The 18,096-nt window shown below is 45.3% G+C and carries 14 protein-coding genes and 1 riboswitch; of the genes, 12 read left to right on the plus strand and 2 right to left on the minus strand.

The genetic code is table 11. From position 1 onward, the window contains the following. Positions 1-23 precede the first annotated feature (23 nt). From yabN to AC58QM_RS33415, 9 genes are all read left to right on the plus strand, one after another. Entirely contained in the window at positions 24-1,550 is a 1,527-nt protein-coding gene (gene yabN / locus AC58QM_RS33375; protein ID WP_497289051.1) for a bifunctional methyltransferase/pyrophosphohydrolase YabN, read from the plus strand. Between the two features lie 120 nt (positions 1,551-1,670). Then, a complete protein-coding gene (locus AC58QM_RS33380; RefSeq protein ID WP_028557378.1) occupies positions 1,671-1,943 on the plus strand; it encodes an HU family DNA-binding protein in 273 nt (90 codons plus the stop codon). Next, entirely contained in the window at positions 1,943-2,206 is a 264-nt protein-coding gene (locus AC58QM_RS33385; protein WP_057313307.1) for an RNA-binding S4 domain-containing protein, read from the plus strand. The genes AC58QM_RS33380 and AC58QM_RS33385 overlap by 1 nt, the downstream gene beginning before the upstream one ends. A 138-nt stretch (positions 2,207-2,344) precedes the next feature. Beyond that, positions 2,345-2,632 (plus strand): sporulation protein YabP, encoded by a 288-nt coding sequence (gene yabP, locus AC58QM_RS33390; protein WP_056617955.1) that lies wholly within the window; start codon positions 2,345-2,347, stop codon positions 2,630-2,632. Beyond that, positions 2,629-3,204: a spore cortex biosynthesis protein YabQ gene (gene yabQ / locus AC58QM_RS33395; RefSeq protein ID WP_497289052.1), complete on the plus strand. Its 576-nt coding sequence runs from the start codon at positions 2,629-2,631 to the stop codon at positions 3,202-3,204. The genes yabP and yabQ overlap by 4 nt, the downstream gene beginning before the upstream one ends. Before the next feature lie 15 nt (positions 3,205-3,219). After that, positions 3,220-3,543 (plus strand): FtsB family cell division protein, encoded by a 324-nt coding sequence (locus AC58QM_RS33400; RefSeq protein WP_497289053.1) that lies wholly within the window; start codon positions 3,220-3,222, stop codon positions 3,541-3,543. A gap of 264 nt (positions 3,544-3,807) precedes the next feature. After that, positions 3,808-4,407, plus strand: a complete 600-nt coding sequence (locus tag AC58QM_RS33405) for a S1 domain-containing RNA-binding protein (RefSeq protein WP_173121002.1) — start codon at positions 3,808-3,810, stop codon at positions 4,405-4,407. Positions 4,408-4,775: 368 nt separating this feature from the next. Beyond that, positions 4,776-7,241 carry a stage II sporulation protein E gene (gene spoIIE, locus AC58QM_RS33410; RefSeq protein ID WP_497289071.1) on the plus strand — a complete coding sequence of 822 codons (2,466 nt, stop codon included), beginning with the start codon at positions 4,776-4,778 and terminating at the stop codon, positions 7,239-7,241. Positions 7,242-7,448: 207 nt separating this feature from the next. After that, positions 7,449-7,531: riboswitch (cyclic di-GMP riboswitch) on the plus strand. A 55-nt stretch (positions 7,532-7,586) separates the two neighbouring features. Further along, positions 7,587-8,417 (plus strand): transglutaminase domain-containing protein, encoded by an 831-nt coding sequence (locus AC58QM_RS33415; protein ID WP_497289054.1) that lies wholly within the window; start codon positions 7,587-7,589, stop codon positions 8,415-8,417. 10 nt (positions 8,418-8,427) lie between these two features. Here AC58QM_RS33415 and srtB read toward each other — a convergent pair whose 3' ends face one another. Next, positions 8,428-9,258: a class B sortase gene (gene srtB / locus AC58QM_RS33420; RefSeq protein WP_497289055.1), complete on the minus strand. Its 831-nt coding sequence runs from the start codon at positions 9,256-9,258 to the stop codon at positions 8,428-8,430. An 88-nt stretch (positions 9,259-9,346) separates the two neighbouring features. Then, positions 9,347-14,641, minus strand: a complete 5,295-nt coding sequence (locus AC58QM_RS33425) for an SdrD B-like domain-containing protein (protein WP_497289056.1) — start codon at positions 14,639-14,641, stop codon at positions 9,347-9,349. Between the two features lie 364 nt (positions 14,642-15,005). On the opposite strand from AC58QM_RS33425, the gene AC58QM_RS33430 reads away from it, so the two are divergent. Genes AC58QM_RS33430 through tilS form a run of 3 tightly spaced genes read left to right on the plus strand, consistent with a single transcriptional unit; the run spans position 15,006 to position 18,073 of the window. After that, complete coding sequence (locus AC58QM_RS33430; protein WP_497289072.1) at positions 15,006-15,728, plus strand: vWA domain-containing protein; 723 nt, start codon at positions 15,006-15,008, stop codon at positions 15,726-15,728. After that, positions 15,712-16,617 (plus strand): protein kinase domain-containing protein, encoded by a 906-nt coding sequence (locus tag AC58QM_RS33435; protein WP_497289057.1) that lies wholly within the window; start codon positions 15,712-15,714, stop codon positions 16,615-16,617. Before AC58QM_RS33430 ends, AC58QM_RS33435 begins: the two co-directional genes overlap by 17 nt. A 34-nt stretch (positions 16,618-16,651) precedes the next feature. Beyond that, entirely contained in the window at positions 16,652-18,073 is a 1,422-nt protein-coding gene (tilS, locus tag AC58QM_RS33440; protein ID WP_497289058.1) for a tRNA lysidine(34) synthetase TilS, read from the plus strand. Positions 18,074-18,096 lie beyond the last annotated feature (23 nt).

Consider the following 18,096-nt stretch of genomic DNA (forward strand, 5'->3'; position numbering starts at 1 on the left):
TATTAATCAGGAGGTGTCATCCGATGTCAATGAGCAACCCGCGAATTACCGTCCTTGGACTCGGTACAGGAGACGAAGATCAACTAACACTAGGTGTATGGAAGAAACTTCAACTAGCGGCAAAGTCGCAAGCGAAGCTGTTCCTGCGGACGAAAGATCATCCGATGGTGCAACTTCTGGATGCCAATCAGATTCCTTACGCAACATTCGATGCAAATTATATGTCGAATGAGTCGTTCGAGGGAGTCTATGAATCTATTGCGGAAGAATTAATCACAGCAGCGAAAAACCATACGACTGAAGTGCTCTACGCTGTCCCAGGCCATCCCATGGTGGCAGAGTACACGGTGCAACTCTTGAAACAACGCTGCCCATCTGAAAGTATTGAACTCCAAATCACAGGCGGAGAGAGCTTTTTGGACCAAGCATTCCTTCGCTTTGGCTTCGATCCTATCGATGGCTTCCAGTTGCTTGATGCGACTAGTATCAGTCGTTATGCTTTGAATCCGCAGCTGCATACGGTAATCGGGCAAGTGTACGATACCTATACAGCATCTGATCTGAAAATTAGCTTGATGGATGCCTATCCAGACGAGTATAGGGTTGTAGTGGGTCACTCCTTAGGAGTGGCAGGTCAGGAACAGATTATCGAAGTGCCGCTTCACGAGCTGGATCATGTCAAGGGCTACGGCAACCTGTCGCTGGTGTGGGTACCACGCAGTGAGCAGGAGGCGCTTTATTATCGGACGTTTGGTAAGCTGCATGAGATTGTTCAGACGCTGCGCAGCCCCGAAGGGTGTCCATGGGATCGTGAACAGACGCATGAGAGTCTGCGTAAGAATTTGATCGAGGAAGCCTACGAAGTGCTCGAAACGATCGATGAGGATGATCCAGATCATATGTGCGAGGAGCTTGGCGATTTACTTTTACAAGTCATGCTGCATGCTCAAATGGAAGAGGAGATCGGTACGTTCTCTGTGTATGATGTGATCGCTACGTTGAATGAGAAGTTGATTCGCCGTCATCCGCATGTGTTTGGCGAGTCGAAGGCAGAGGATGCCGATGAGGCATTGGTTAACTGGAATGCGATTAAGGTTGAAGAGAAGCGGAAGAAAGGCATCGATGTCACGCAACAATCTGTGCTGGATGGTATTCCGCGTGAGCTGCCGGGCTTAATGAAGGCGATGAAGCTGCAGAAAAAGGCCGCAACGGTCGGTTTTGACTGGACGGAGCTGGATGATGTACTTGCTAAGGTGGAAGAAGAGCTCGTAGAGCTGCGTGAAGCCATAGCGAAACCCGTGGAAGAAGGTGCTCAAGAGCGTCGCGATGAGCTGGGAGATGTTCTTTTTTCTATCGTAAATGTTGCTAGATTCCTCAAAGTAGACCCTGAAGAAGCGCTAGCTCAAACAAATCGTAAATTTATGCAAAGATTTTCATATATTGAGGAACAGCTACGTTTAAAGGGCTTATCTTTTGAACAAACTGGGTTATCAGAGATGGAACAATATTGGCAGGAAGCAAAAAAAGTTGTAAAACTTGATCTGCGATAGAAGGATTTTGCCGAAAAAAGCAGAATACTAGACTTGTTGCAAGGTATAATCATGAAATGTAACCACAATTGGTACATAGAAGACCTGATCTTCAAACATTTTGGGAGGTAAAGAAAACACATGAACAAAACAGACTTGATCAACAACATCGCTGAAAAAAGCGGACTTACTAAGAAAGACGTAGAAGTTGTCCTTAACGGATTCCTTGGTGAAGTGACAGACGCTCTTTCATCCGGAGATAAAGTACAATTGATTGGTTTCGGTACATTTGAAACTCGCAAACGTTCCGGCCGTACGGGTCGTAACCCACAAACGGGTAACCCAATCGAAATCGCAGAATCCAATGTTCCTGCTTTCAAAGCAGGTAACAAGCTTAAAGACGCTGTAAAATAATGCGGATCGATAAATTTCTCAAAGTATCTCGTCTGATCAAACGCCGTACAGTTGCGAAGGATGTGTCCGATCAAGGACGCGTGTGGATTAACGGTAGAGACGCTAAAGCGAGTACACATGTGAAAGTTGGAGATGAGCTGTCCATTCAGTTCGGTCAGAAGAAAGTAACGATTCGCGTTGAGCTTCTGACGGAGTCTACCCGTAAGGAAGACGCTGCGCAGATGTACACGTTGCTGAAGGAAGAAGCGTTCCAATCCGAATAACGCATAACGATGAAGTAGCCTGGGATTCCTGCAGAGGGAATTTTAGGCTGCTTTTTTTGTAGACATAGGCACAAGGCTTGGTTCTAAAAAAGGACATCCTCCCATATCGTAAGATTAGGTGAAGGAGGGGTACAGGCCATGATTGAACCCGTGAAAAATAGTAATAAAAGGCAAGAAATTAAGATGCTGAATCGCAAACTCTTGGAAATTTCAGGAGTTTTGAACGTAGAAAGCTTTGATAGCGAAGAATTCCTCCTAGAAACGGAAATGGGCTACTTGATGATTAAGGGGCAGAATTTGCACATCAAGAACTTGAGCTTGGAGCAAGGATTAGTCGCCATTGAAGGTATCATTCATGAATTAGCCTATGTGGACGGGAATACCCAGGAGAAATCCAAGGGGTTTCTTGGAAAGCTATTTAAGTGACACTTCACGTTCAATTTCAGACAATTTTTATGATGTTCTTGAGTGGAATTTGCATAGGAGCTCTGTTCGATGTTTTCCATGTACTCTCGGGCAAGCTGCGATTGCCGCGCTGGAGCATTCCGATTGTAGATAGTATCTATTGGATTGTGGCGACAATCCTGGTGTTCAAGATGCTCATTTACAGTAATGAAGGACAAGTTCGTATTTTTATTTTCCTCGGGATGGGGATCGGAATTTGTTTCTACTTCGCGCTTCTGAGTCGGTTGGTGGTCTGGCTTACACTCATTCTCATTCGAATTATTGTGGCGATTTACCGCTTCCTTACGCGGACTGTCGAAATTCTGATCATTAAACCGATTATTGGCTTATATCGTCTAACGGTGATAATTTTAGGCTTTTTGCTAGCCGTAGCTATATTCCTTTACAGAATTGTGCTACAATTGCTCTATCCTGTGTGGAGATTATTCCTCTGGATGACTAAGCCTGTGCATAAGTACTTGGTGATCCCTGAATGGTTGAAGAAACTAAAGGGACGTATCATTGCGCTTTATCACAGGATATTCTCGAAGTAGGAGGAATTCCTATTCATGCATGCTCAAGCAACCGTTTCAACCAAGCGCAACAGTCGGGAAGGCTCGAAGCGAAGACTGCGTATCCTTTTGATCATTGTCTTATGTTTTCTGAGCTGGGCTGCTGTTAACATCTGGGGGCAGTTCGCCAAGCTGCACGAGAAGAGAAGTGTCGTAGCGAATATGGAACAACAACTCGCCCAGGCACAGAAGGTGAATGCCCAAACGACGAAGGAAATCGCACGGCTGCATAACGACGAATATTTGGATCAGATTATTCGCCGGGACTTTCATTACAGCAAAACGGGAGAGACGCCACTAAGCGCCTCGAAGTCGCAATGAGAAAATTTCTATCGAGGTAATTCGAAGGTGAGCGACCGCGTTTATTAGCGGAGAGACTTTGGTCTCCGACCAAAGATCCCTGTATATGGTGGATTTTATCGCCAATAACAAAGCAATTTTCGGATACCGAAAACTTATACTTTTTTATGTGGTAAGAAAACGTTACGAAGAAGTGGCGAATGCCGTGTTGACCGTGGTTTCTGCATCGGTTATAATCGGCGTAGCCAGTGTTTTCAACATTTTAAGGGAGGAACATTTTACTTTATGGCAATTGAAGTTGGCACCAAGTTAGAGGGAAGAGTGACGGGGATTACTCACTTTGGAGCATTCGTCGAGCTTGCTGAAGGAGTTACCGGTCTTGTTCACATTTCGGAGATCGCGGACAATTATGTGAAGGACGTTAATGACCACTTGAAGCTAGAAGACAAGGTAACGGTCAAAGTAATTAACGTGGACAAGGATGGCAAGATCGGACTGTCGATCAAGCAAACGATTGACAAGCCAGTTGAGGAAAGACCTGCTCGTCCTGAACGTACAGGTGGCAGCAGCTATCAAGGTCGCCCTAGTGGAGATCGTCCAAGCGGCGGTTACCAAGGTGGTCGCCCAAGCGGTGGTGGAGAACGTAGTGGCCCTCCAAGCGGTGGTTCAGGTGGTGGTGGCGGTCGTCCAGGTGGCGGCGGTGGCTTCAATCGTGGCGGCGGCGGTGGTGGTCGCGGCGGCTTTAACAAGCAGCAGGGCGGAGCTAGACCGTTTTCGTTCGAAGATAAAGTATCTCGTTTCCTCAAAGATAGTGAAGAGCGGATTTCGTCCTTGAAGAAGAACACCGAGTCCAAACGCGGTGGCCGAGGCGGAAGAAGAGACTAATAGATGCAGATAATGAACCACATTCGCTTAGGCGAGTGTGGTTTTTTATTTGCCGCGGATGATCGGGTGTGACAAATCCAGCTCAAACGGTGCAAATCAATCGACATGGAGTTACGGGTATCTCCCGCATATGCAGGGCGAAAGTTCGAGGTAATCAGACTTTTGGAAACGTTTTCAATACAAGGAACCTAGAGTAGACAAGGGCTGGGAGCTGTTGACAAAGACATCGGGACATGTCGGAAATTTCTTTGAATCTATCAACTCATTCTGACAAACTTTCTACTAGATTGTCTATATACTAGAGTAACAAATAAGGGAAGAAATGGATGGTGTTCGAGAATATGCAAAGACGAAGCTTAGGCGCGGTGATGAGTGGCGGATGGTCGGGAGTATGGCAGAAAGCAAAAGTAGGTGTTCACAGTGCAGCTGTGGAGAATCGATGGGTGCAAGCTTTTGTTGCTAAGAAGTGGTCGTTACTGCTTATCGTTATGGGCTTCTTGCTAGGTCGTGCGATGATTCTAGAACAGTTATCACCATTTGCGTTGGCGTTTATTGCAGTGATCTATTTTACAAGAAAGGATATTTTGCACTGGGTAGGCATTGCTGCTTTTGCTGGGAGTTTGCTCGCGGTGAACGGAAACACTGGTTATCTGGTGACAGAAATTATTATTTTCTTAGGGATCCAGAAGGCGCTGGAGAAATATGAACGCTCAGACGTTTCGTTAGCACCGCTGCTCGTATTTAGCTCAACATTCCTTGTGCAGCTCTTTGCGGAGTTGGTTGTATCTAATCTGACGTGGTACTCGCTGATGATGCTCACCGTAGAAGCGTTGCTAAGTTTGGTGCTGACGCTCATTTTCATTCAAGCCATCCCTGTATTTACACTTACCCGCAAAAACTATCATTTGAAACATGAGGAGATCATTTGTTTAATTATTTTGTTGGCTTCTGTGATGACAGGTACGGTTGGCTGGATCGCAGGTCCTGTTACGATAGAGCATGTGTTGTCTCGTTATTTAATTCTACTGTTCGCCTTAGTAGGTGGAGCACCGTTCGGAGCGTCGGTCGGTGTTGTGACAGGTCTCATTCTAAGTCTGGCGAACAGTAATGCGATCTATCAGATGAGTCTACTTGCATTCTCTGGTATGCTCGCTGGTCTCCTTAAAGAGGGGAATCGCTTGATGGTTGCCTTTGGGATGCTGCTTGGATCCTCCATTCTCTCTTTCTATATGGGCTCTAGTGTGGATGTTATCAACTCCGCCTGGGAGTCACTAGCTGCTGTTGCCTTGTTCCTCCTTACACCGCGTAGCGTGATTCTCATGCTTGCTAAATACGTACCAGGCACTCAAGAGAATCTAAAGTCTCAGCAGGATTATGCGAAGCGTGTCCGAGATGTAACTGCGGGGCGTGTTGAGCAGTTTTCTGAGGTGTTTCGCCAGTTGGCGCGCAGCTTCAAACAGCTGACAACGGAAGACGAAGTGACCCGCAAGGAGGAGGATGTCGGGCATTTTATGAATGCAGTCACCCAGAAGGCGTGTGAGTCCTGTTGGAAGAAGAGCCAGTGCTGGGATCAAAAATTCTATCAAACCTACACCTATATGACAGATATGATGAGCCAGATTGAGACGAAGGAGAGTATGTCAAAGAAGCAGATTCCCCCTGAATGGAAGAAGGTGTGTATCCGGACTGAGCAAGTGCTTGATGTCATGAAACAGCAATATAGTTTATATAAGAATGACATGCATTGGAAAAAGCAGATCATTGATAGCCGGCATCTGGTTGCCGACCAATTATCAGGCGTTTCGCAGGTCATGGAAGACCTAGCGAAGGAAATTAAGAGGGAAGGACAGGAGTTGTTCCTCCAAGAAGAGCAAATTCGTAATGCCCTGGAGGAATTAGGTCTGTCCATCCATACGATTGACGTTATTTCCTTAGATGAAGGAAATATCGAAATTGAAATTATCCATCAATATACGAAGGGATTTGATGAATGTCGTAAAATCATCGCGCCGCTTCTCAGCGAAATCATCGGCGAGAACGTCGCTGTGATGCGTGAGGAGATGCACACGCGCGGCGAGGGCTACAGCACGGTCGTATTCGGCTCCGCCAAGGAATACGAGGTAGAAACCGGAGTCGCCGGCGCTGCCAAGGGAGGCGATCTCTTCTCGGGCGACAGCTACTCCACTGTGGAGCTGGGCAATGGCAAGTATGCCGTTGCGCTGAGCGACGGCATGGGCAATGGCGAGCGCGCGCGTGCGGAGAGCGAGACGGCGCTTAGCATCCTGCAGCAGCTGCTGCAGTCGGGGATGGACGAGAAGCTGGCGATCAAGTCGCTGAACTCGGTGTTGATGCTGCGATCCTCCGATGAGATGTACGCGACGGTGGATATGGCGTTGATCGATATGTACAACGCGAATACGACGTTCATGAAGATTGGCTCTACGCCAAGCTTTATTAAGCGGGGGACAGAGGTGTTTGCGATCTCGGCGAATAATTTGCCGGTAGGCATTTTGAGCGAGATCGATGTTGATCTGGTTTCCATCCCGCTGCAATCGGGGGATATTCTCGTGATGATGACCGATGGCATCTATGACGCCCCTGGCCATGCCGTGAACAAGGAGATGTGGATGAAGCGGATGATACAGGAGATTGATACATCGTTACCGCAGGATTTCGCCGATTGTTTGTTGGAGCGCATTTTCAGGCATCATCATGGAGAAATTCAGGATGATATGACGGTTGTTGTAGCACGTATTGAGAAGCGGCAGCCGGAATGGGCGACGTTTCGTTGGCCGGGTATTACACGAATGGAGAGGCCGAAGACGGTTAGCTAATGATGAGGGGGGAATGCACCACATCCTTGTTTTGAATGGAGGCAAATAAAAAGAGTGGTTGTTGCCCAAGTGGGTAACAGCCACTTCTGCATGAAAGGACACGTACTACTTTCAACCTAGTTCTCCTCGACTACCAAATGAAACAATTCAATTGACTTCAATGTCGAAAATGGTAGAATAGTACATATATTTTATATATCATTTAACTTTTGAAAAAGGCAAACCTGTCGAAAGGCAGGGACGCAAAGCCACGAGTCTAAAGCATTCGCTATGATCGTCGGGCCGCCAAGAGGTAGTAGAGTAATCTAACCTCTTTTGGCTTCACTACAAAGGAGGTTTTTTGTCATGCGCATTAAGTTATCTATGTCTCTTGCCCTATTCACACTTTTTATCTTCATGGTCTCTACAACGGTAAGCGCGGCAACGTCAATTCCGAGTTCTACAAATTCAGTAGTAGAGGTTAACGATTTAGCGGAGCTGGAAGCAGCGCTACAAGAAGAGTTGGCCAAGAAACCGCAAGAGATAGCGATTCTTTACACGGCTAAAGCACCCACAAATTCAACAAGTTATTTGCAAGGTGTGAAGGACACTATTCACGAAGCTCAAAGTGGATTACAAGAAGAATTATTTTGGAATATGAAGAGTTTCACTTATTCGATGAAAGGTAGTATCGGCAAGCTGAAGATTACATTGCATCCGGAATATTTGACGACGCTGGAGCAGGATCAATATGTGGACTTGGAAGTTGACCGTATATTGAATGAAATTATTACGCCCAAGATGACTCCTTTTGAGAAAGAATTAGCTATTCATGACTATGTTGTTTCACATACTTCGTATGAAGATTTAGGTGACATTGGCCATACGGCCTATTCAGCGCTATACAATAAGAAAGCAGTATGTCAGGGTTATGCGATCCTTACAAATCTGCTGCTGAACAAAGCGGGAATTACAAGCCATCTAGTTGTAGGTTATATCAATGATGATGTGGAACAACCGCACATGTGGAATGAAGTGAAAATCGAGGATAACTGGTATATGCTTGACACCGTATTTAATGATTCAACATCAAATCCATCTATGGACTATTATAATGTAACGAGTAAAGCGCTCAAGGGCATGAATCATACGTGGGAAGAAAGTGACTACCCTGTCGCTAAAACTGAATATAAATAAAAAAAGGAGCCTATGGCTCCTTTTTTTTGACCGCATGCACAACGAGACGCGTATCATCGGTCTCATTACTGCAGGTAACAAGCGTGATGATTTGTTCTTTCGCTGAAGGATTAATTTTTGTGGGATAGAGCGATTTCTGGCGGTATTCATGTAGTGCATGTAGATAAGCCTGCTCATTATCGTAAGAGGCTTCAACGGTATCCTGACTCGCATCTAACGTATAGACAGCGAAAACCTCCCAGTTCGTAACTTCATCGGGTAAGTCGAGCTGAATCGAGTGGTGTTCTTTGTAGAAAGATTCCTTCTTGAAGTTGCCTAAGCTTCCAAACATAGTGCCATCCAACATATTATGCCCATAGATTACGATATTACGTTGAGGACGATTCATATCAATGCGAGAATCTATAAAAATGCTCCCATATATGGATGGTTTACCTGCAGCATCCGTATGCAAATAATAGTCGTTGTCGGCATGTTGGACCACGGGATAATCCACACTTGCGCCCTCAACACGAAGCCAACCCATGATTTCTTTGTTCACGGCGGTTAGGCTTTTTATTTTGTCCCGAATGGATGGGGGCGTGTTCGCTGGCATCAGGAGTGTTGGAAGTGCTTCTGCTTGAGTATCCGCTACTTTAGGTTGAATGGAGGCAGGGGGTGTAGGATTTGAGTAATACAGCTGTGAGAGTTGGTTATGTAAAATGAGGGACTGCTGGCTCTCCCTATGTTTGGTATACGAATCCACAATGAGCAAGGAGATTCCAGCGACAAGTAGTAGCCCTGCTAGACCATATGAAATTGCATATGATTTCTTTGGTTTCGGTGTTTTTAGTCGGAACATGCACCCTGTCGCCTCCTTTAGCTGATTCATTATGATTAGTCAAAAAGGAATTAAGAAGGGGCACATGTTGTGCCCCTAAGGTCAAAAATTATTTATTTCTGCGTTGCTGCCAACGGGTGGCTCCAAAAACACTTAATCCTGCAAGCACCATGGCTAATCCGGTTAAATAGAAATTGCTGTAGGCTTGTTGGCCTGTTTTCGGAACAAGGGAAGCAACGGTGCTATTCTTCTTGCCTTTTGGTAATACGCTAACTTGAACATCGTGATACGTAATGGAGTCATCAGGCTCTTTAATAGCGATTGTGAAGCCATCGGTTCCATTAAATCCTTCTTTTGGCGTATAGATCCATTTGCCATCGTCTGTTAGCTCGACATCACCATTTTCAGGAGCTACATAAATGGATTCCTCAGCTTCCGGAGATACCACTGGAATGATGCCTTCAACGGATGTATCTTCATCGGTTGTAATAGGCGCAGCTGGCGTCGCTGAAGGAGCAGGAGCAGGAGAAGGCGTCGTGCTAGGTTTAGGCGTAGCACTTGGAGTAACTCCTGGTGTAATGCTTGGTTTTGGCGTCGGTGCAGGTGTTACGCTTGGTGTCGGTAGTGGTCCAGGGCCATAGAAAACAGGTTGCAGATAGATACCAGCGTCGATGGTGCGATCGTCGTCGCCAGATTGTAGAACAATCCCTGTTACACGGCCAGAACTGCTAGGGTTGGAGTCGACGGCTCGATCTGCACCAACAAGGTTAGTTGAAAATAGATAACCGCTGACAGGTTGGAAAGCGACATCATAGGAACCTGGTTCCAGGTTCTCGAACAAGTAATTGCCACTGGCATCCGTTTCTTGTGTATCTAGAACGGCGGTCGGATTGGATGTGAGATAAAGTTTGACTGTCATTTTAGGATAGCCAACGTCTGTGGCATCTTGCAAGCCATTTTTATTTGAATCCAGGAATACCCGATCTCCCAGCTTTGCAAGTTTATAGTAGCCTGCATCAATGGTCAAATCATTAACTGTAGTCAGTAAGGAAATGGTATGACTAAGTCCTGTGGTTAGGTCAGCGTCTGAATCTTTACTATCGTCGCTACCAACATTTATTGGGCTTTTTTTGTAGCCTGCAGGAGCAATAAACTTAACTTGGTAGCTACCTGTGTTCAGGAGGTTTGTAAATAGGTAACGCCCTCCAGCATCCGTAGTTTGCGTGCCTAGCAATGTTGCCGTCCCTGCCGTATAAAGCTCCACTGTAACCCCAGGAATGCCTGGTTCACCGCTATCTTGCAGGCCATTGGCATTCAGATCATGCCATACGATGTCTCCTAGCGAGCCGTCCGTCAATAAATAAAGTCCACCGTCGATGGTGTTGTTATCGTCACCGGCAGATAAGGTTACAACGCTTGTTTTACCAGTTGCAAGATCAGCGTCAGAGTCCTTGGCACTATCACCGCCTTGATTCTTGGCTGATATTCCATAACCCTGAGGCTTCACGAATTCTACGATGTAGCTTCCTGGATTTAAACCGGCAAATTTATATAAACCGGCGACATCTGTTGTTTGAGTAGCGACGACCTGAGTAGGATCCAAGGTTGAATATAACTTCACAACTACACCTGGGACAGGCACTTCACTCGCATCTTGAATACCATTTTTATTAGCGTCCAAGAAGACTCTATCCCCTAAACTTGCTGGTTTATATAGACCGGCGTCAAACGTATAATCACGTCCGCCATCCATCAGGGAAATGTTATTGATCGTTGCTTCAGAATCTCCACGGGTTGTAAAGGCAGCGTCGCTATCTTTCGCGTCATCTGCACCCTGATTAGCTGAGGAAAAGAAGTCATATGAGCTTGGTCTTGTAAACTTTACAACATAACTGCCGGGCAGGAGGCTAGAGAAGTTATAAATTCCGCTGCTACTAGTCGTTGTTGTCATTAAAGCTGTTGCTAGATTTGAAGCATCGAACAACTTGACGGTTACGCCTGAAATACCAGGCTCTCCGGCATCCTGAACGCCATTGGCGTTGCGATCGTACCAGACTAAATCGCCAATCTCGCCGAGGTAGAAGCCTGCATCGACAGTGTGGTCTTGTTTCCCTGATGTCAATGCGATTGAATGACTAAAGCCTGTTGATACATCTCGATCAGAGTCTTTGGCATCATCCCCTCCCTGATCTTTAAGAGTAGGTTTATAACCAATAGGATTAATAAATTGAACCGTATAATGGGCTGGATCCAATTGAGGGAACAAATATTTACCAGACGCATCCGTTGTTGTCGTCTGAAGGACATGTGCTGGGTCCAAATCGGATGATTTGAACAGCTTGACTGTCGCTCCGCTTATACCTGGCTCACCGCTATCCTGCTTGCCGTTGGCATTCAAGTCATTCCAAACCAAATCACCAATCTCACCCTTCGTGTAAATACCTGCGTCTAATGTCATATTGGTTGTATTTGCAGGCAAGATAACTTGAGTGCGATAGGTTTGGGCGCCTGAATTATATAATGAAAAATCACTATCTGTTGCATCTGTAGCCGATGGATTATCCTGAGGTGATAGATAATAACTTCCACTTGGCATAACGAATTCAACGATGTAATCGTCTGCGATAAGGTTAGGGAACTCATAGTATCCCGGTTTATTCGTCCCGTGCTCAAATCCAGTTCTAGTATAGGCAATTCGAGTTGTAGGTGCTGAGGCGCGATAAAGATAGACAGGTATATCATTGATGCCAACTTCCCCGGCATCTTGAATCCCATCTGCGTTCGTATCTGCCCAAATAAAATCACCTAAGTTGCTCGTTCCTGCGGGATCTACACCTTCTACTTCGAAACCTACCTTAATAGGTTCAGAGGGCAAGAAGGCTTGTGGTCCACCTGAGTCTGGATAAGTAGCGCCATAACCAAATGAGTTCCAAGCGATTTTATTTCTTGGCGCACTAACAGGTGCACGCATATCCCATTCCAAGGTGACGGATTGGCCTCTACTAAGCGTCATATTACCAAAATCGAATTTCAGTGCTTTTACGGTTGTAATATCCGTAGGTGGCGTAATCTTCCAATCACTTGTATCCGTAGTCGAGCGATGAAGAGGATCTGAAATTTCGCTGACATTTGGATTATCATTGGTGGAATAATAGACTTTGATTTGAGAATTCAGAGCAGCGCCAGCAGGACCTGTTACATTATTAACTAGGTAGGGTCTCCACTCCGTGCTTCGTCCACTCAAATCAATAACGCCTGTATCACCAATACGCGGTAATTTATCGATAATGACAATGTTGGATATCGGTCCATTAGAATCGGCGTTACTTACAGTTAATTGATACATCGCCTTTCCGCCAGGGAGAGTCTTTCCGGTAGCCGGATACTTGGAGAAGCCGCTATCAAGCTCACCTTTTACCCACTTTACAGATTCGAGCGATCCTCTAAATTTCACGTATACATTCGCTGTATCAGATACATATTTTGTAGTTGTTCCATTGGCATCCCAATTGATGCTATCAGGAATGGTAGGGGTATCACTTCGGAAGATATCTGTAACTGAGCTGGCGGCATACATGGTGTTGCTGAAATTTCCATTCAGTGCGTTGTCTCTAATCTTCCCGCTGATTGTCACATCAATATAGTCTCCAGGCTGTAGGACCGCTCCTGTAAATGTCCAGTTATAGACAGAATAAGTGACAGTGCCAACAGTCGGCGTAGTATTGCTGAAGTTGATAGTCCCACTCGTGTGAGCGTGTGTTTGATCTTCACTAACGATTGTAAAATTGTCTAATTCTTCCGGGAAGAATTCAAGAATCGTCGGAGAGGTTAGGTTACCAGTAGCGTACGGGTGATTCTGTACTCTTAATTTATAGGTAACTGTAGCGCCAAGATTCAAATTGGAACTGCCAACTACGGACTTATCAGCTACGATCCAAGGCTGAGGATTTACCACTTTTATGGTGACGGTATCGCTATTTGTAAATGGAGCAGCGAGATATGTCGCGGTAACCGTAGCGGTATTTGGAATCACTTGATTTGTTGTGACAAGGTGTGAGTCATGGTCTGTCCCTAGTAGTTGACCGTAAACGTGAAGATCAGAAGCGACACGGAAACCAGCAGGAACCCCGCTATACTCCCACTTGACCTTCGAGACGTAATCAGCACCTGCCAGCCCTAAACTGGATACGAGTAAATCCTGACTACTGCTCGTACTCAAGCCACTGCCGCCATTCCAAGAGAGCCAAGTGTTAGTATTATTAATTTGATAAAAAACAGATACAGTAACTCCTGTATTATGCACATAGGAGCCCGTAGTTACTTTGCTGAGATTAAGCTGGGCAGGTATTGCGTCCTCGACGATCAGGCTATCCAGAGGTACGTTGCCGCTGTTGCCAAAGCTATTGATTTTATAATCAACCATTTGACCAATGGCATATTCATCATTTGCTTGACGGGCATCTTTGTTAATGCCATAAATACCTGGCGCAGGTGCCGCGAGAAGATGCGTGACATGTGCCACATTTGTCATAAGGGCAGTTCCAGCGAGGCTGGTTCCTGCAGCATAAACTGAATTGGTTACGGAGTTGCCTATGTTAAAGGTCGGGCTAGGGAATTTCAGAACAACTTGGTAAGTAACTTGCTGCCCTACATTTAATGTAGGAATTGTCCAGTACACACTGCCATACACGGAATCATAAACGCCGCCGCCAGAAGCGGAAACAAACGTAGAGTTCGGAGGAAGTGTATCATAAACGCCTACTTGACTAATATTTGACCCGCCTAGCTTGCTGTTGCCCTTTAATTTGACTTCATAGGTGACTTCACTATCTAAGGCAGGATCAACAGTGGGATTGATTTTGGACTTCTCGATAAGCCAATCTGGTGCATCCACGGTAGCAGTTACAGCTTGGGCTGTAGACGAAGTAAGACCGGCGTTAGCTGCGGTTGCGGTAGCTGTATTCTGTGCAATATCGCCCTGACGGGTGACACCTTCTTTGAATTTCGCTCTCAGCTTGAGTACGCCAGTTTTACCTGCGGGTAGAATGTGAATCATGTTAAACTTCACGGTGCCTGCAACGGAGGTTACTGTAGCTATGTCTGTTGTAGTATCCACATCAATGTAATCGAGTGTTGGCGGCAGGATATCCGTAATCACCATGTCTATAGCGGGATCAGTGGTACTTGGATTGGCATACTTGATCGTGAAAGTAATCGTTTCCCCTGGTTTAGCAGTGGTTTTGTCAACCGTTTTTTCCAGAGTTAGAGCAACAGACGCTGCTATTGCAACAAAATTGTAGTAGGGCAGCACGCCCAGAGAAAGTGTTAAAAGCAGGACAAGAATTTTATTTCTAAATTGAAGCAGTGCGCGCTTTTTTTTCACGCGAGAAGATAACTGACGCATAAACGGTCCTCCGAATTCTTAAACATGAGTTGGCAATGTAATAGAGTAAAAGCAGTCTATACAACATGTTTACATCTATTTGCTAATCGTATGTAGTAGCCAAGTTGATGTGAAATGTCGATATTTTTCGACCTTAAGTACTATTCACCTCCATTATAAGTAGATCTTTATACCTATTATATCGTTAAATATAGGTCTGAAGTTGATATGTAATGACGAAAGATGTGAAATTTATTCGAAATTGAAAAATACATAGACATGAACGCTAACTTTGGCATGATTAGACACTCTCAAAAATGGAAAAACTAGGGTAAGAAACTACTAGAGAGCTAATCTTTTTCCGCCAGGGAGGCAGAGGTTCATGATGAAACAAATCCTATTAATCACAGATGGTTGTTCCAATGTTGGTGTAAGTCCGGTTATCGCAGCGGCTCAAGCGCATGCAGAAGGTGTTACTGTGAATGTTATTGGTGTGATTGATCATGGAGAGCTAGGGGTGCTAGGATCAGAAGAAATTCGAGAGATTGCAGCAGCGGGTGGTGGCATGAGTCGCATCGTTAATTCCGAACAGCTTTCACATACGGTGCAAATGATGACTCGTAAAACCGTCAATGCCACTATCCAGCATGCTGTGGGCAAAGAACTGCAAAGCATTCTGGGCATTTCTCAAATTGAACAATTACCACCGGAGAAACGTGCCGAAGTAGTCCAAGTGATTGATAATATGAGTGAAACCACGTCGCTGCGTGTCGCTCTTTTAATAGATGCTAGTGCAAGTATGAAGCCGAAGCTTGCCGCGGTACGTGAAGCTATACATGATCTTCTGCTGAGTCTAAGAGCTCGTAGCGGTGTGAGTGAGTTGGCTGTTTTCCATTTCCCATCGGCCAAATCAAGTGATCAAGAATTAGAAATGGATCATGGTTGGACGAATCAACTTGCAAATGTTGATAAGATGTTCTATAAAATAAACATGAAGGGTACGACGCCAACCGGTCCAGCGTTGCTGCAAACGTTGCAGTTCGTGACAGAAAAGCCTTTCTCACCAAAGACGACCGAGGAAGGGATGCTGAGTGACTACGTGGTATGATGAGGCCTTTCGCCCTGGGTCTGAGATTAAAGGGAAGTGGAATGGCCATGTGTATGTGGTCGAGCGTTTATTAGGTGCAGGTTCAAATGGTATTGTTGCTCTTGTACGCAGGGGAAACGCTAGATTTGCGCTTAAAGCAGGATATGAAACTGTTGACCATCAGTCAGAGATCAATTCCTTGCTGGCTATTTCATTGAAAGAGAATTCATTTAAGAATTTTTTGATCGATTCAGACGATATGATTATTCAGGGAAAAGGAATTTCCTTTTATGTCATGCGCTATATTGAAGGTGCAAGCCTTTCTGATTTTATAAATAAGCGTGGCCAAGATTGGATTTATGTCATAGGTACGAATCTCTTGCAAAAGCTCACAGAAATCCATAGAAGCGGATATGTATTCGGGGACCTGAAGGTTGAGAATATGATTGTGTCTAAGTATGGCGACGTGGATCTTATTGATTTTGGGGGCGTATCCTCTAAGGGACGAGCGATTAAACAACTAACGGAAGTCTACGATCGCGGGTTTTGGAATATGGGGGAGCGGGTTGCGGAGGAAAGCTACGATCTATTTTCATTCGCTATTTTATTATTAAAGACACTAGATCATCGCAAGCGCTTCTCAGGGTTTATTAAAATGTTGCCACAGAATCGAGAATTAGATCAGTTAACTGCGATTATGCGCGAAAATCCAATAGCAGCACAACTGGCTCCCTTTTTGAATAAAGCCCTGCACGGTGAGTTCAGCACGTCGGAAGAAGCGATTAGTTATTGGAAAAAGCTAATAACGGGCAAGAAAGCCGCGCAGGCTACGTTGAAAATGCCATGGCTCAAAATATGCTTTGCTGCCTCTATTTTTATTTTTGGAGCAACGATATATATGTATTGGTAGTTTGGGGTAAGGGATTGGCAGAAAGGAAAGTGGCATGGAAACGGGTCTAGTTGCCAGTGTAGAACAACGAATAATAGAGCAAAAGCTCGTCGATACAGGAGATGTAATTATTGTTGCGGTTTCAGGGGGGCCTGATTCTGTGGCTTTATTACATGTCCTGTTTCAGCTTTCTCAGACGTATCAGTGGACGCTCGTTGTAGCTCATGTGAACCATCAATTTCGAGGCGCTGAATCGGATGCAGAGGCAGATTTCGTCGCGGAGCTTGCAGCAGGGTTGGAGCTTCCCTGTGAAATTGGGGATATTGATGTTCCTGCCTATATAGAGGAAGCTTCTCTAAATGGGCAAGCGGCAGCACGTGAGAAAAGGTATGAATTTCTTCACCAGGTGGCTGATAAATACAGTGCACAGCGGATCGCTTTAGCGCATCATGCTGATGATCAAGCGGAAACGATGCTGATGCGAATCCTTAGAGGAACAGGCCCTTCGGGGCTTGTCGGAATGCCAGAACGCAGACGCGAAAAAAAAGTGGAACTGATTCGTCCTTTTTTACGTATATACAAATCAGATATTGTGAATTATTGCGCTCAGCATGAAATTACCTATTGTAAGGACAGCAGCAATGAGCTGCGGAAGTATTTCCGCAATCGGATTCGGCTAGATCTTATGCCGATGCTGAAACAGTATAATGAACAGCTTCCAGAGTCACTCAATCGATTGACGGAAGTGATGCAAGCTGAGAATGATTATTTGGATGGGGAAACGGATAACGTTTTTCGCCGAATCGTGACTTTTCAGTCGAACATCTGCCGCTTAAATAGGAGTGATTTCGCCGAGCTTCACGTTGCTTTACAAAGGCGTTTGATTAAATTAATATTAAACTGTCTTTGTTTGGAAAGGGAACGGCTGGTATTTACACGAATTGAGCGTGTTCGCGAGTTAATTGTGAAAGATCAGATGTCGAATCAAGTCCTACAGGTGGATGAACAGGTTTATATTGTGAGAGAATATGGATCTATTCAATTTCAGACCTTTGCGCCCGATCCGAAGCCTTACGCTTATGAGATTCGGTTAGCATCGAATGAAGTCAACCTGCCAGGCATGAACGCCAAGCTGATCTACTCCTGGATGCCTTTAAGCTCGTACGAGAAAGCAATCCCAGATCATAACGGCGACGTTTTTTTGGATTTGGACCAAGTTGAATTGCCGCTTTGTATTAGAAGCCGCCGATCGGGCGACCGATTGGAACCACTTGGTTTAAACGGGTCCAAAAAAGTAAAGGATATGTTCATTGATGCCAAAATGCCGCCAACGAGGCGTGAGGTCATCCCACTACTGGTCGACGCATCCGGAAGGATTCTCTGGATTGCTGGATTTCGTAGGTCCAAACACGCTATGGTCGGACCAGACACACAACGTGTGCTTCATATGAAGCTAGTGCTGCAGAAACATACGTAAATTTCGTTCTTCTAGAATGTAAA

This window comes from Paenibacillus sp. J22P165, from assembly GCF_059692015.1.